The following is a 12,998-nucleotide window of genomic DNA, read 5'->3' as shown; positions in this document are numbered from 1 at the left end:
TCGGAGTGACCGACGCCGCGCGGGTCGAAGCCGACGTAGTCGTACGCCTTCGCCGTCTTCGCGTACAGCGGGTTCTTGGTGGTCACGCGCGTCGGGAAGCGCATGCCGGAGCCGCCGGGACCGCCGGGGTTGTAGACGAGGGAACCCTGGCGCTCGCCCTTGGTGCCGGTGCTGCCGACGCGGTCGACGGCGAGCTTGATCTGCTTGCCGTTCGGCTTGGCGTAGTCGAGCGGCACGGTGACCCAGCCGCACTGGATCGGCGAGGCCAGCCCCCAGTCGGCGGGGCAGTCCTTCCAGTCGATGCCCTTCTTCTCGGCGCGCGCGGCCGCCAGGGCGGCTCCGCGTGCCTCGCGGTCGTGGCTGCCGTAGCCGCCGTGGCCGCCGTGGCCGCTCTTCTGCGGCGTGGCGTTGGCGACCGGTGCGCTGACCGCGCCGGCTATCAGTGCCGCGGCCGCAAAAGCGCCCGCGGTGCCGATCACCGCCTTCCGGCTGCTGCGACTCGCCTGTCGAGTCCGTCTCAAGTGAGGCCTCCCGCACATCGATTCGATCGTTACGTCGATCGTGGAGCCGATCGGTACGGCGGATCCTGTCGTGCGGGCGGCCCGGGGGACAGAGATGACAGACGTTCTTTACCAATCCGATAAACGGTATAACTCGTCCCGTTCAGCGGTCAGTGAGCCGGTGCAGGGCCGCGTCCAGGGTCCGGCGCAGCCGCAGGCCGTCCGCGGCCACGGCCGTGACCAGCACCGCCGGTCCCGCGAGCGGGGTCAGGGCGGCGGTCCCGGTCTCGTCCAGCAGGCCCGCGGCGGGCCGGTCCCGCTCGAACGCGGGGCGGACGAGCACCAGTTGACCGAGGGCCCGGTGACCGGCCAGCACGGCGGGTCCGTCCCAGCCGCCGGGCGCGCCGGGGCCGCAGGCCAGCTCCTGGTCGAGCAGCGGGCGGCCCGCACGCCACAGGGTCAGACGGCTGCTGAGGCGTCCGGGTTCCTCTCCGGCCCGCCCGAGCACCTGCTCCTCGCGCAGCACGAGAGAGGCGTCCGGTGCGAGCTCCGCGCGCGTGGTGACGCGCAGTGCGCTGCCCGCGGCCGAGATCAGCGGCTCGGGAAGCCAGTCGAGGCGGGCGCCGTCGCCGACCGTCAGACGCACGTCCTGACGGGCCTCGCCGCCGGACTGTCCGGGCAGGGCGATCGTCGCGGCGACCGAACCGACGGACAGGTACGCTCCGTCGTCCGCGCGGGCCTCCACGGTGCAGTGGTCTCCGCCGAGCGGGCCGCCCATGGCCCCGACGAGCAGCACCCGGGCGTCGCCCGCCGCGGACCGGGTGCGGCGCAGCGCGAAGGAGCCCTCGCTCTCGAGGACCGGCAGGGCCGTGCCGCCCCGGCCGTCGCCGCGGGCCGCGATCCGGGCGAGCGAGCGGACGCCGGCGCGGCCCGCGGCGACGCTCATGCGGCGGTCCAGGCGGTGATCAGCCCGCGCACCCAGCCGGCCACCTGTCCCACGCCGTCCTCGGAGCGCAGCGACTGGAGCACGACAGGAAGCCCGCCGCGGGCCCGGTCGGCGTCGCCGGACATCCGGCCGAGGTCCGAGCCGACGTAGGGGGCGAGGTCCGTCTTGTTGATGACGAGCAGATCGGCGGTGGTGACGCCGGGGCCGCCCTTGCGCGGGATGTCGTCGCCGCCCGCGACGTCGATGACGAAGATCTGGGCGTCGACGAGCCCCTTGGAGAAGGTCGCGGTCAGGTTGTCGCCGCCGGACTCGACGAGGACGAGGTCGAGCGGCCCGACCTCGTCCTCGAGGTCCTCGACGGCCTCAAGGTTGGCGGAGATGTCGTCGCGGATCGCGGTGTGCGGGCAGGCGCCGGTCTCGACGGCGGTGATCCGCTCGGGCGGCAGGACGGCCTCGCGCAGGAGGAACTCCGCGTCCTCGCGCGTGTAGATGTCGTTCGTGACGACGGCGAGGGAGAGTTCGTCGCGCAGCGCACGGCACAGCGCGGCCACGGTCGCGGTCTTCCCGGAGCCGACCGGACCGCCAAGTCCGATGCGCAGTGCGCGGCGGGTGCCGTCGGGGCGGTGGGCGTCGGCGGAGACCGCGGAGGCCTCGTCGTGGGTGTGGTCGAGGTGCATGGTGGTGGTCAGCTCCTGAAAGAAGAAAGAGGAGAGAAGAGAAGAAGAGAGAAGTGGTGGGGGTGGCGGGGCGGTGGGGCCGCGCCGGGCTACGAGGCGAACAGCCGCACGGGCCGCGCGGCGTGGGCCTCGGCGCCGATCTCCAACAACGGCGCCGACCCGGCGGGCAGCGCGTCGAGACCCTCGTCGGCGCAGCGCAGCGCCGCCCCGACCGCGTCGCGCACCACCTGGTCGGCCTCGGGCGCGAGCCGGGCGAGGGCACGGGTGGCGTCGAACGGGTCCAGGCTGAGCAGGCGCACGACGGCGGTCGCGGGCCCGCTGATGCCTTCGTACGCGGAGCAGTACGCGGCGTCCTCGGGCCCGAGTCCGGCGGCGCGGGCGGTGAGGCCGAGCACGACGGGCTGGTGTGCTCCCTTGGGGAACGCCCGGGCCAGGGCGTCGAGTTCGGGGTGGGGCCAGGTGGCGCGGGCAGCGCGCATGAGCTGGCGGCCCAGCCTGCGGGCGGCGACGCGCAGGGCGGCGGAGGGGGTGCGGGCGTCGGCGGCCGCGTCGAGGGCGACGGGGTCGGTGCCGAGCGCGGCCGCAGCGGCGAGGGCGGCCGCGGCCAGGCCGCTGGTGTGCAGCCGGCCGCGGCAGAACGCCTCGAGGCTCGCCGCGTCGGTGATGCGGCCGGCCTCGACCGCGGCCTCCGCCCCGCCGGAGTGGGCGTGCCCACCGGCGGGGAAGCGGCCGTCGGCCAGGACGAGCAGAGCGGTGCGTGTCATGGGAGGTGCACGCGCCTCAGAACAGGAAGTACCGCTGGGCGAGCGGCAGTTCGGTGGCGGGATCGGGCTCGACGAGTTCGCCGTCGATGCGGACGGCGAACGAGTCGGGGGCGACCTCGACGCGGGGCAGCGCGTCGTTGTTGACCATGTCGGCCTTGGTACGTCCGCGGGTCGACCGGATCGGGACGAGCGCGCGGCCGAGGCCGAGCCGTTCGGGGAGGCCGTCCGCGATCGCCGCCTCGGCGACGAAGGCGACCGAGTTGGCGGCCGGGGCCGTGCCGCGCGCGCCGAACATCGGGCGGGGCAGGACAGGCTGCGGGGTGGGGATGGAGGCGTTGGCGTCGCCCATCTGCGCGTAGGCGATCTGCCCGCCCTTGAGCACGACCTGGGGCTTCACACCGAAGAACTGCGGGTCCCACAGCACCAGGTCGGCGAGTTTGCCGGTCTCGACGGAGCCGATCTCGTGCTCGATGCCCTGGGAGACGGCCGCGTTGATCGTGTACTTGGCGACGTAGCGGCGGGCCCGGGTGTTGTCGGCGCGGGTGTCGCCGGGCAGCGCGCCGCGGCGGCGCTTCATGACGTGCGCGGTCTGCCAGGTGCGCAGGACGACCTCGCCGACGCGCCCCATGGCCTGCGCGTCGGACGACATGATCGAGATGGCGCCGAGGTCGTGGAGGATGTCCTCGGCCGCGATGGTGGTGGGCCGGATGCGGGACTCGGCGAAGGCGAGGTCCTCGGGCACGGCGGGGTTGAGGTGGTGACAGACCATCAGCATGTCGAGGTGCTCCTCGACGGTGTTGACGGTGTGCGGCCGGGTCGGGTTGGTGGAGCTCGGCAGCATGTGGGGCAGCGACACGGCGGTGATCATGTCGGGCGCGTGGCCGCCCCCCGCGCCCTCGACGTGGAACGCGTGCAGGGTGCGCCCGGCGATCGCGTCGAAGGTGTCCTGGACGAATCCGGCCTCGTTCAGCGTGTCCGTGTGCACGGCGAGCTGGACCCCGGACTCCTCGCAGACGTCGAGGCAGGCGGAGATCACGGCCGGGGTGGCGCCCCAGTCCTCGTGGATCTTGAAGCCGATGGCGCCGGCCCGCAGCTGGTCGCGCAGGGACGCCCCGGACATGGTGTTGCCCTTGCCGAGGAAGCCGATGTTGACCGGGCTGTGTTCCAGGGCGGCGAACATCCTGGACAGGTGCCAGGAGCCGGGGGTGACCGTGGTCGCCTTGCTGCCCTCGGCGGGGCCGGTGCCGCCGCCGATGAGGGTGGTGACGCCCGAGGCGAGGGCCTCGTCGACGATGGTCGGCGAGATGAAGTGGATGTGGGTGTCGATGGCTCCGGCGGTGAGGATCTTGCCGTTGCCGGCGATGATCTCGGTCTCCGGGCCGATCACGAGGTCCGGGTGGACGCCGTCCATCGTGTCGGGGTTGCCGGCCTTGCCGATGCCGGTGATCCGGCCGTCGCGGATGCCGATGTCGGCCTTGACGACGCCCCAGTGGTCGATGATCACGGCGCCGGTGACGACGGTGTCGGGGGCTCCTTCGGCGCGGGTGGCCCGGGCCTGGCCCATCGACTCGCGGATGACCTTGCCGCCGCCGAAGACGGCCTCGTCGCCGGAGCGGCCGGGACCGCCGGAGCGGTCCTCCTCGATCTCGACGAGCAGGTCGGTGTCGGCGAGCCGGATGCGGTCGCCGGTGGTCGGGCCGAACAGGTCGGCGTATGCGGCGCGGGACAGCTCAGGCATCGAGGGCACCTCCGGTCTCGCCGCGCAGGCCGGGGACGACGCGACGGCCCGCGAGGGGCACGAGTTCGATGTCGACGGGGATGCCGGGCTCGAAGCGGACGGCCGTTCCCGCGGCGATGTTCAGCCGCCGGCCGCGTGCTGCGGCCCGGTCGAAGGCGAGGCCGGGGTTGGCCTCGGCGAAGTGGTAGTGGGAGCCGACCTGGACGGGGCGGTCGGCGGCGTTGAGGACCGTCATACGTATGACGTCACGGCCCTCGTTGATCACGACGGGCTCGTCGGCGAAGAGGATCTCTCCGGGGATCATGGTGTGCGCTCCCCCGTCAGACGATCGGCTCGTGCACGGTGACGAGCTTGGTGCCGTCCGGGAAGGTCGCCTCGACCTGGACGTCGTGGATCATCTCGGGAATGCCGTCCATGACGTCGTCACGGGTGAGCACCTTCCGGCCGGACGCCATGAGTTCGGCGACGGTGCGGCCGTCGCGGGCCCCTTCGAGGATGTGCGAGGTGAGGAGCGCGATCGCCTCGGGGTGGTTGAGCTTCACACCCCGGTTCCGGCGCTTCTCGGCCACGTCCGCGGCCACATGGATGAGCAGGCGTTCCTGCTCGTGCGGGGTCAGTTGCACGTCCCACCTCAGTCCTTCGTCCCGGACCGTGCGGGGCCCGGCTGCCGCGGCCACCGCGACGGGGTATCGGATACGCATAGATGTAACACACACGTAATGCATGCGATCTTGCGCACCTCGGATACGAAAACCCCTGGTGACGTGGGCCGAAAGGCTAATGCTGAGGAGTTTCAACGAGGTTAACCGTCGCTTGACCGTCCCATTGCCGGGAGCAGGGCAGCGGCTGACCCGGCGGCCGGTCGGACCCGCACCGGGGCCGGGCGGCACTCCCGACGGAACTCCGGCGGAGCTAGCGGACCTCGGGACCCCGGTGCTCGGCCGCGATGCCGAAGCGCTGCCGTTCGCCCGGAGCGGACGAGACCGAGCCGAGGCGCGAGACGGAGGTGATGACGGGCTGCTCCGCGGCCTCCGCGGCCGACCGGTCGAGCTCCTCGAGTCGCTCCAGGTCAGCGGCGGAGACGAGGGCGACGAGCGGCTTGCCGTGCCGGGTGACGACGACGCGCTCCGCGCCGTACACCACGCGATTGATCAGCTCGGCGAGCTCAGCCCTCGCTTGCGTCACCGGAATCTCGTAGGCCATGCTCGCCATCGTACGTCATGTACGTCCTGTACATTTTTTACAGGCGGAGCTCCGCTCTCGCGGGTGGAGCTCGGCAGAGCCCCACGGACCGAGGAGACGCGACCGCCATGCACCGTCCGACCCACCGCTACGTCCTGCCGGAGTTCACCGAGCGCACGGCCTCCGGACAGCGCACGCTCGACCCGTACTCGAAGCTCCTCGAGGAGCGCATCGTCTTCCTGGGGACCCCGATCGACGACACGTCGGCGAACGACGTGATGGCCCAGTTCATGCACCTCGAGTACCTGGCGCCCGACCAGCCCGTGAGCCTGTACATCAACTCCCCGGGCGGCTCGTTCAGCGCCATGACGGCGATCTACGACACGATGCGCTTCGTCAGCTGCGAGGTGGAGACGACGTGTCTGGGCCAGACCGCGTCGGTCGCGGCCGTGCTGCTCGCGGCCGGGACACCGGGCAAGCGGCTGATGCTGCCGGGCGCGCGCGTGGTGCTCGATCAGCCGGCGCTCGCCGAGCCGGCCCAGGGCCAGCCCTCGGACCTGGAGATCCAGGCCCGCGAAATGGTGCGGACGCGCGAGCAGTTGGAGGAGATGCTCGCCCGGCACTCCGGCCGGACCACCGAGCAGGTGCACTCCGACATCGAGCGCGACACCGTGCTCACGGCCGAACAGGCCCTGGCCTACGGCCTCGTGGACCACGTCGTCCGCAGCCGCAAGCTGCCGCACGGCGCAGCGGACGGGAGGTGAGCGGCCGATGCTCCCACCCGAGCTGCCGCCGCTGCCCGCGCTGACCCGGGCGGAGTGCGAGCTGGTGGACCGTTACCTGGAGGTCGTGGACATGGTCGCGCGGATCAATCCCGCGCGCGGCGAGCACACCTACCGGGGGCTCCGCGCCGCCCAGGCGCTCGTCAGCCGGGCGACCGAGCTGCGGGACGCGCTGGCGCTGATGCACCGGCGCGGCGAGACCGAGGTGCACGCGGCGACGCTGGCCCGCGCGCTACGGGTCCTGGACGGCGAGCGGCGGACACAGAGGGTCACGTTGCCGCCGGAAACGGTCGGTTGAGAGCAGAGACGGTCATCCGCGGCCCGAAGCGTCTGCGGGACGGTCCAAACGAGCCAGACGGAGTACCCCCGTTCGGCGTAGCCGAGCCTACGAATTCAGGGGGGAGCAGAGTTGCGCCGACGCTGTAGGCGTCCGGCGGAATCTTCGGTTCCGTCGCTGGTACGAGCCTGATCACCCTGCGCGACCGAAGATCGAACCACCCCCTGTCCACCTGAACGGGTCAAGCGTGAGGAGCCTCACTTACCGCTGGTTCAACTCGGATTTCAGGACACGGGTGAGTCAAGATCCCTTCCGACGACAAGCCCCCGCCACAGCGGCGGGGCGGTCCGTGCGGACGCCGAGTCCTGCCGCCGCACGGATGCCAGGTCGACAGAAGTGCATCGGCAGGAGTGGAGGACCCGAGCACGACGGGCCGCCGCCACAGCTCAGCCGGAGTTGTGTGCGAGGGGCCCTTGGGGTGAAGCCGCGGTACGCGGCCGGGCGACTTCGCCAGTCCGAACCCGACAGGTCATCCTTCGCAGGCGGTTGACGAAGGGTTGCGCATGACTGCGCTCAATCGTGTCCCGTCGCTGATCACCCGGGCCGGGACCGCCTCGGCCCTGACCCTCGCGGTCGCCGGAGCGGGGCTCATGGTCCCCGGCGCGGCCGCCGAGGCCTCCGCGGCGACGGTCTCCGGAAAAGCCCTGCAGATCGCGGCCTCCAAGAAGGGAGCGCCCTACAAGTGGGGGGCCACCGGGCCGCACCGCTTCGACTGCTCGGGCCTCACGCTCTACTCGTTCAAGCGCGCGGGCAAGAAACTGCCCCGCACGGCCGCGCAGCAGTACAACAAGACCCGGCACGTCTCCGCGTCCGGGCGCCAGAAGGGCGACCTGGTGTTCTTCCATTCGGGCCGCAGCGTCTACCACGTGGGCATCTACGCCGGTAAGGGGCGCATCTGGCACTCGCCCAAGACCGGGGACGTGGTGCGCCTGCAGAAGATCTGGACCCGCAGCGTCTGGTACGGCCGGGTGCGCTGACGCCCGCCGCGTGGCCGGCCGGGGCGTTCCTGGTTGAGACCCGCGCGGGCGGTTACCCATCCGACATGGACGAGCGCCACGAGACCGAGCTGGAACGGGCCGACCGGAACTTCGGTGAGCTGCTGCAGGAACTGCGCGTCATGCAGACCGGGGTGCAGTTCCTCTTCGCCTTCCTGCTCACCCTCGCGTTCACGGCCCGCTTCCCGTCCCTGGACGCGATGCAGCGCGCCACCTACGTGACGACGCTGCTGCTCGCCGTCGTGGCGGCCGCCCTGCTCACGGCGCCCGCCGCCGTGCACCGGGTGCTGTTCCACCTCGGGGCGAAGCCGCAGATCGTGCGGGTGTCCTCGCGGCTGGCGGCCTGGGGCATGGGGGCGCTCGTCCTGGCCCTGAGCGGGTCGGTGCTCCTGGTGGTCGACGTGACGGTCGGCCGGGGCGCCGGGATCGCCGCGGGCGCGGGCACCTTCGCCGTGTGCGGCGGCCTGTGGGCGCTCATGCCCTGGCTGCTGCGCCGGGCGCTGCTCAGGCGCCGGGAGGCGTCCCCTGCGGCTCCGGGGCGCGAGGAGGGCCCGGCACGGCGCGGCTGAGGCCGCTCGCCGGGGTCGGTGCGGGCCTGCCCGCGCGGCACCGCCGGGCGCGTCAGGAGAAGGACGACGCCGTGCGGTCGACGGCCGTGTCCCAGGGCATCGCGATCCAGACCGTCTTGCCGCCCTCGGGGGTCGGCGCGACCGACAGCCTGCCGCCGCACTCGGCGGTGAGGCACCGGATGATGACCATGCCCCGGCCGTTGTCCTGCTGGACCGCGGCCGGCAGCCGCTTCGGGTAACGCGGGTGGCTGTCGGTGACACCGATGCGCAGGTGCTCGTCGCGCTCCAGCTCGAGGTCGACGGTGAACGTCGGGGACTGGTCGAGGGTGTGCTGGACCGCGTTGGTCGCGAGCTCGGACACGATGAGGCGGACCGTGTCGGCGGTGTCGCAGTCCACCGGCATGCCCCACTCGGTCAGCACCGTGCTGACGTAGGAGCGGGCGGCCGGGACCGACGCCGGGTCGCTCGGCAGCGTGACGGATGCTTCCTGGTGATCTGCCATGGCGACGTCGTCCCTTTCCCGCCGGGGCCGCTTGTCCGGCACTCGCGGATCTCTCGCGCGCGGCCCCCGACTGCTTCGCGCCAGAGTGCCACTCGGGCCTGCTCACGGGCAGCCGATCCTTCAAGATATGCATATATCTGTCGCTCGAAGCGGTGAACTCTACGACGGTAGAGCGTATTTGGGCGGGCGCACGCCGGTTGTCCTACCGTCGTGGGGAGCCGGAGGAGTGAGCATGAAGTACGGTCCCGCGGTGCGGCGGCGCAAACTCGGCGCCGAGCTGCGCGCGTTGCGCGTGCGCGCCGGGCTCACCAGCGGTGAGGCGGCCCGGCTCGTCGGCTGGCACCAGTCGAAGGTCAGCCGGATCGAGACCGGCCGCAGCGGGGTGAAGCCCTCGGACGTGCTGCTGCTCCTCGACGCGCTGGAGGCGAGGGATCCACGGCTGCGCGACCTGGTCGTCGCCCTCGCGGGTGGCGACGACGCCGGCGTGCAGCACTGGTGGCACGCCTACCGGGGGCTGCTGCCGCCCTCGTACCGGGACTTCATCTCCCTGGAGTCGCAGGCGTGCCGGATCCGCACCCTGGAGACGAGCGTGGTCCCGGGACTCCTGCAGACGCCCGCCTACGCGCGCGCGGTGACGCGCTCGGTGCTGGCCGGGATGCCCGAGCGGCACATCGAGTCCCTGGTGGAGGTGCGGCTCGCGCGGCAGGAGGTGCTGCGCGCGGATCCGCCGCTGCACCTGACCGCCGTCCTGGACGAGGCGGTGCTGCGCAGGGCGGTGGGCGGACCGGGCGTCATGGAGGGGCAGTTGGCGCATCTGGCCGGGGTGGGGCGACTGCCGCACGTGCGGATCCAGGTGCTGCCGTTCGCGGCGGGCGGGCACATCGGTCTGACCGGACCGTTCGTAGTGTTCTCATTTCCGAACACATCCGATCTGGATGTGGTCGTCCTCGACCATTTGACGAATAGCCTCTATCTCGAGCGGAAAGAAGACCTCAGGGCGTACGCACACGCCTTCGACGCTCTCCTGCTCCACGCACTTCCGCCCGATGACTCGCTCGACCTCATCGCACAGATCGCCGGGTAGGCGAGGACGCCGACGCCTCGCGCTGCCCGGCGCCGGTTTGGGAGGCACCATGTCCGCAACGCCTCGTCACGGCCCCACCGTCCCCGCCACCGCTCTGCTCGGCGCCGCCGACTGGCGCCGCAGCAGCCGCAGCACGGGCGCCAACAACTGCGTCGAGACCGCCCGGCCGGCCGCCGCGTCCGTGGCGGGACGGCTCGCCGTCCGCGATTCCAAGGACCCGGCCGGACCGGCGCTCCTGTTCGGCCCGTCCGCGTGGGAGGAGTTCATCGGCTCCCTGCGGTGACCGCGCCCGCGGGCGCGGTCCGGCTGATCACCTCGACCGCTCGCGCGATCTGAGCACCGGTCAGGTCCGCGCGGGCGGTCAGCCGCAGCCGCGAGATCCCGTCGGGCACCGACGGCGGCCGGAAGCAGCCGACCGAGAGTCCGGCCGCACGGCAGTCGGCCGCCCAGCGCACCGCCGCGTCGGGCGAGGGCGCCTGCACCGACACGACCGCCGCCTCGGGGCTGACCGCCGTCAGCCCCTCGCCGGTGAGCAGCCGGTGCAGCGACAGCGCCACCTGCCGGGCCTGCTGCGCGCGCTCGGGCTCGGCGCGCAGCAGGCCGAGTGCCGCGAGCGCGGCGCCCGCGGCGGCCGGCGCCAGCCCCGTGTCGAAGATGAACGTACGGGCGGCGTTGACCAGGTGGTCGACGACCCTGGCCGGGCCGAGCACGGCGCCGCCCTGGCTGCCGAAGGCCTTGGAGAGGGTGACGGTCACGACCGTGTCCGGGGCTCCCGCAAGTCCCGCCGCGTGCGGAGCGCCGCGCCCGCCCGGGCCGAGGACGCCGAGCCCGTGCGCGTCGTCGACGATCAGGCCGGCCCCCGACTCCCGTGCCGCACCCGCGAGTTCGGCCAGCGGAGCCTGGTCGCCGTCGACGGAGAAGACGGAGTCGGAGACGACCACCGCCGGCCCGTCGTACGGGGCGAGCGCCTTGCGGACGGCCTCGGGGTCGGCATGCGGAACCACCTGCGTGGTCCCGCGCGCCAGGCGGCAGCCGTCGATGAGCGAGGCGTGGTTGCCCGCGTCGGACACGATCAGGGTGCCGTGCGGGGCGAGCGCGGTGACGGCCGCGAGGTTCGCCGCGTAGCCGGACGACAGGACGAGGGCGGCCTCGTAGCCGCAGTACTCGGCCAGTTCGCGCTCCAGCCGGGTGTGCAGTTCGGTGGTTCCGGTGACCAGCCGGGAGCCCGTCGCACCGCCGCCCCATCGCCTGGCCGCCCGCGCCGCGCCCTCGACCACGTCGGGGTGGCGGGCCAGGCCGAGGTAGTCGTTGCTCGCGAGGTCGAGCAGGGGGGAGTCCGCGGGCCGCGGGCGCAGGGTGCGGACGAGACCGGCGGCCTCGCGGTCGCGGCGCTGCCCGTCGATCCAGTCGAAAGCGGAACCTTCCGGAGAACCCCCGGCAGAAGAGTGGGCTGCGGCCATGACTCCCTCGGTTTGTAGGTAATGCACAGACCCTAGCCGCCCCGCCACAAGGTCAGGATGTGGCAATACCCACACGTCGAACGCCTCGCTTTGTACGAAGCCTCCTTTCCTGGCAGCGCTGTCATAGGCCAGGATCTGACGCCATGGACCTGCTGAACACGCTGGTGGACAAGGGGCTTCGGCGCGCACTGCCGAGCCGTGAAGAGGCGCTCGCCGTACTGGCGACGTCGGACGACGAACTGCTCGACGTGGTGGCCGCGGCCGGCAAGGTGCGCCGCCAGTGGTTCGGCCGCCGGGTCAAGCTCAACTACCTGGTGAACCTGAAGTCGGGCCTGTGCCCGGAGGACTGCTCGTACTGTTCGCAGCGCCTCGGCTCGAAGGCCGAGATCCTCAAGTACACGTGGCTGAAGCCGGACGAGGCGTCGAAGGCGGCGGCGGCCGGTGTCGCGGGCGGAGCCAAGCGGGTCTGCCTGGTGGCGAGCGGGCGCGGGCCCACGGACAAGGACGTCGACCGGGTCGCGCGGACCATCGACGCGATCAAGGCGGACAACGAGGACGTCGAGGTGTGCGCCTGTCTGGGGCTGCTCTCCGACGGCCAGGCCGAACGGCTGCGTACCGCGGGCGCGGACGCGTACAACCACAACCTGAACACGTCCGAGGCGACCTACGGCGACATCACCACGACGCACACCTACGCGGACCGCGTCGACACCGTGCAGAAGGCGCACGCGGCGGGGCTGTCCGCCTGCTCGGGCCTGATCGCAGGCATGGGCGAGAGCGACGCGGACCTGGTCGACGTCGTGTTCGGCCTGCGCGAACTCGACCCGGACTCGGTGCCGGTGAACTTCCTGATCCCCTTCGAGGGCACGCCGCTGGCCAAGGAGTGGAACCTGACCCCGCAGCGCTGCCTGCGGATCCTCGCCATGGTCCGCTTCGTCTGCCCGGACGTCGAGGTACGGATCGCGGGCGGGCGCGAGGTGCACCTGCGCTCGATGCAGCCGCTGGCCCTGCACATCGCCAACTCGATCTTCCTGGGCGACTATCTGACCAGCGAGGGCCAGGCCGGCAAGGCCGACCTGGACATGATCGCGGACGCCGGTTTCGAGGTGGAGGGCACCGACGAGATCACGCTGCCCGAGCACCGCGCCGAGGGCGGCTGCGGCTCGGTGTGCGGCTCCGGGGAGGCGGAGTCGGGCGGCGGCTGCGGCGCGCACGCCGAGGCACCCGCGGCCCCTGCCGCCGCCACGGCTTCCACGGCTTCCGCCGTGCAGGAGGCGCCCGGGTCCGAGGCTCGTACGGATCTCGTGGCGGTGCGCCGCCGCGGCGCGGGCACGGACCTCGCCCCCAATGCCTGATCCGCACACCGATCCGCGCGTGTCCGAACTACTCGCCCTGGACCGCGAGCACGTCTGGCACCCGTACGGGCCCATGCCGGGCCGGCAGGAGCCCCTGGTCGTCGAGA

General features: G+C 72.5%; 16 protein-coding genes, 1 pseudogene and 1 riboswitch. Of the genes and pseudogenes, 7 read left to right on the top strand and 10 right to left on the bottom strand.

The window, feature by feature from the left end:
* The 8 genes and pseudogenes from GTW43_RS10060 to GTW43_RS10025 all read right to left on the bottom strand — a co-directional run.
* Window positions 1-539: pseudogene (locus GTW43_RS10060) on the bottom strand (alpha/beta hydrolase); the annotation flags it as partial.
* Between the two features lie 124 nt (window positions 540-663).
* Entirely contained in the window at window positions 664-1,446 is a 783-nt protein-coding gene (locus GTW43_RS10055; RefSeq protein ID WP_161301296.1) for an urease accessory protein UreD, read from the bottom strand.
* Window positions 1,443-2,123 carry an urease accessory protein UreG gene (gene ureG / locus GTW43_RS10050; protein ID WP_161301295.1) on the bottom strand — a complete coding sequence of 227 codons (681 nt, stop codon included), beginning with the start codon at window positions 2,121-2,123 and terminating at the stop codon, window positions 1,443-1,445. Before ureG ends, GTW43_RS10055 begins: the two co-directional genes overlap by 4 nt.
* 89 nt (window positions 2,124-2,212) lie before the next feature.
* Window positions 2,213-2,887: an urease accessory UreF family protein gene (locus tag GTW43_RS10045; protein ID WP_161301294.1), complete on the bottom strand. Its 675-nt coding sequence runs from the start codon at window positions 2,885-2,887 to the stop codon at window positions 2,213-2,215.
* Window positions 2,888-2,903: 16 nt separating this feature from the next.
* On the bottom strand, window positions 2,904-4,625 hold the full coding sequence (locus GTW43_RS10040) for an urease subunit alpha (protein WP_161301293.1): 1,722 nt from the start codon (window positions 4,623-4,625) through the stop codon (window positions 2,904-2,906).
* Complete coding sequence (locus tag GTW43_RS10035) at window positions 4,618-4,929, bottom strand: urease subunit beta (protein WP_161301292.1); 312 nt, start codon at window positions 4,927-4,929, stop codon at window positions 4,618-4,620. Before GTW43_RS10035 ends, GTW43_RS10040 begins: the two co-directional genes overlap by 8 nt.
* 16 nt (window positions 4,930-4,945) lie before the next feature.
* Entirely contained in the window at window positions 4,946-5,248 is a 303-nt protein-coding gene (locus GTW43_RS10030; RefSeq protein ID WP_161301291.1) for an urease subunit gamma, read from the bottom strand.
* Window positions 5,249-5,537: 289 nt separating this feature from the next.
* On the bottom strand, window positions 5,538-5,828 hold the full coding sequence (locus GTW43_RS10025) for a type II toxin-antitoxin system Phd/YefM family antitoxin (protein WP_161301290.1): 291 nt from the start codon (window positions 5,826-5,828) through the stop codon (window positions 5,538-5,540).
* A gap of 107 nt (window positions 5,829-5,935) precedes the next feature.
* On the opposite strand from GTW43_RS10025, the gene GTW43_RS10020 reads away from it, so the two are divergent.
* The 4 genes from GTW43_RS10020 to GTW43_RS10005 all read left to right on the top strand — a co-directional run bounded on the left by GTW43_RS10020 (window position 5,936) and on the right by GTW43_RS10005 (window position 8,490).
* On the top strand, window positions 5,936-6,571 hold the full coding sequence (locus GTW43_RS10020) for an ATP-dependent Clp protease proteolytic subunit (protein WP_161301289.1): 636 nt from the start codon (window positions 5,936-5,938) through the stop codon (window positions 6,569-6,571).
* A 7-nt stretch (window positions 6,572-6,578) separates the two neighbouring features.
* On the top strand, window positions 6,579-6,887 hold the full coding sequence (locus GTW43_RS10015; RefSeq protein WP_161301288.1) for a hypothetical protein: 309 nt from the start codon (window positions 6,579-6,581) through the stop codon (window positions 6,885-6,887).
* Between the two features lie 403 nt (window positions 6,888-7,290).
* A riboswitch (cyclic di-AMP (ydaO/yuaA leader) is annotated at window positions 7,291-7,426 on the top strand.
* 3 nt (window positions 7,427-7,429) lie between these two features.
* Window positions 7,430-7,903 (top strand): C40 family peptidase, encoded by a 474-nt coding sequence (locus GTW43_RS10010; protein WP_161301287.1) that lies wholly within the window; start codon window positions 7,430-7,432, stop codon window positions 7,901-7,903.
* Between the two features lie 65 nt (window positions 7,904-7,968).
* Window positions 7,969-8,490 (top strand): DUF6328 family protein, encoded by a 522-nt coding sequence (locus GTW43_RS10005; protein WP_161301286.1) that lies wholly within the window; start codon window positions 7,969-7,971, stop codon window positions 8,488-8,490.
* A 52-nt stretch (window positions 8,491-8,542) separates the two neighbouring features.
* Here GTW43_RS10005 and GTW43_RS10000 read toward each other — a convergent pair whose 3' ends face one another.
* Entirely contained in the window at window positions 8,543-8,992 is a 450-nt protein-coding gene (locus GTW43_RS10000) for an ATP-binding protein (protein WP_161301285.1), read from the bottom strand.
* A 232-nt stretch (window positions 8,993-9,224) separates the two neighbouring features.
* On the opposite strand from GTW43_RS10000, the gene GTW43_RS09995 reads away from it, so the two are divergent.
* Together GTW43_RS09995 and GTW43_RS09990 are read left to right on the top strand one after the other, a co-directional pair.
* Entirely contained in the window at window positions 9,225-10,076 is an 852-nt protein-coding gene (locus GTW43_RS09995) for a helix-turn-helix transcriptional regulator (RefSeq protein WP_161301284.1), read from the top strand.
* A 49-nt stretch (window positions 10,077-10,125) separates the two neighbouring features.
* Window positions 10,126-10,359, top strand: coding sequence for a DUF397 domain-containing protein (locus tag GTW43_RS09990; RefSeq protein WP_161301283.1), 234 nt, complete (start codon window positions 10,126-10,128; stop codon window positions 10,357-10,359).
* On the opposite strand, the gene GTW43_RS09985 is transcribed toward GTW43_RS09990, so the two are convergent.
* Window positions 10,340-11,536: an 8-amino-7-oxononanoate synthase gene (locus GTW43_RS09985; RefSeq protein WP_161301282.1), complete on the bottom strand. Its 1,197-nt coding sequence runs from the start codon at window positions 11,534-11,536 to the stop codon at window positions 10,340-10,342. The genes GTW43_RS09990 and GTW43_RS09985 overlap by 20 nt on opposite strands.
* A 143-nt stretch (window positions 11,537-11,679) precedes the next feature.
* Between GTW43_RS09985 and bioB the strand changes: the two genes are divergently transcribed.
* Window positions 11,680-12,891, top strand: coding sequence for a biotin synthase BioB (gene bioB, locus GTW43_RS09980; RefSeq protein ID WP_161301281.1), 1,212 nt, complete (start codon window positions 11,680-11,682; stop codon window positions 12,889-12,891).
* Window positions 12,892-12,998: the final 107 nt, after the last annotated feature.

The organism is Streptomyces sp. SID5785 (genome assembly GCF_009870065.1).
In the GTDB taxonomy this organism is placed as follows: domain Bacteria; phylum Actinomycetota; class Actinomycetes; order Streptomycetales; family Streptomycetaceae; genus Streptomyces.
Note: the sequence above shows the minus strand (reverse complement) of the source record. Positions and strands in the feature narration are given on the sequence as shown.

Excerpts from the sequence above, each read along its gene's own strand:
- GTW43_RS10005 (WP_161301286.1), top strand. The coding sequence starts at position 7,969 with ATGGACGAGCGCCACGAGACCGAGCTGGAACGGGCCGACCGGAACTTC.
- GTW43_RS10040 (WP_161301293.1), bottom strand. The coding sequence starts at position 4,625 with ATGCCTGAGCTGTCCCGCGCCGCATACGCCGACCTGTTCGGCCCGACC.
- ureG (WP_161301295.1), bottom strand. The coding sequence starts at position 2,123 with ATGCACCTCGACCACACCCACGACGAGGCCTCCGCGGTCTCCGCCGAC.
- GTW43_RS10000 (WP_161301285.1), bottom strand. The coding sequence starts at position 8,992 with ATGGCAGATCACCAGGAAGCATCCGTCACGCTGCCGAGCGACCCGGCG.
- GTW43_RS09995 (WP_161301284.1), top strand. The coding sequence starts at position 9,225 with ATGAAGTACGGTCCCGCGGTGCGGCGGCGCAAACTCGGCGCCGAGCTG.
- GTW43_RS09985 (WP_161301282.1), bottom strand. The coding sequence starts at position 11,536 with ATGGCCGCAGCCCACTCTTCTGCCGGGGGTTCTCCGGAAGGTTCCGCT.
- GTW43_RS10045 (WP_161301294.1), bottom strand. The coding sequence starts at position 2,887 with ATGACACGCACCGCTCTGCTCGTCCTGGCCGACGGCCGCTTCCCCGCC.
- GTW43_RS10025 (WP_161301290.1), bottom strand. The coding sequence starts at position 5,828 with ATGGCCTACGAGATTCCGGTGACGCAAGCGAGGGCTGAGCTCGCCGAG.
- GTW43_RS10055 (WP_161301296.1), bottom strand. The coding sequence starts at position 1,446 with ATGAGCGTCGCCGCGGGCCGCGCCGGCGTCCGCTCGCTCGCCCGGATC.
- GTW43_RS10035 (WP_161301292.1), bottom strand. The coding sequence starts at position 4,929 with ATGATCCCCGGAGAGATCCTCTTCGCCGACGAGCCCGTCGTGATCAAC.
- GTW43_RS10010 (WP_161301287.1), top strand. The coding sequence starts at position 7,430 with ATGACTGCGCTCAATCGTGTCCCGTCGCTGATCACCCGGGCCGGGACC.
- bioB (WP_161301281.1), top strand. The coding sequence starts at position 11,680 with ATGGACCTGCTGAACACGCTGGTGGACAAGGGGCTTCGGCGCGCACTG.
- GTW43_RS10020 (WP_161301289.1), top strand. The coding sequence starts at position 5,936 with ATGCACCGTCCGACCCACCGCTACGTCCTGCCGGAGTTCACCGAGCGC.
- GTW43_RS10015 (WP_161301288.1), top strand. The coding sequence starts at position 6,579 with ATGCTCCCACCCGAGCTGCCGCCGCTGCCCGCGCTGACCCGGGCGGAG.
- GTW43_RS09990 (WP_161301283.1), top strand. The coding sequence starts at position 10,126 with ATGTCCGCAACGCCTCGTCACGGCCCCACCGTCCCCGCCACCGCTCTG.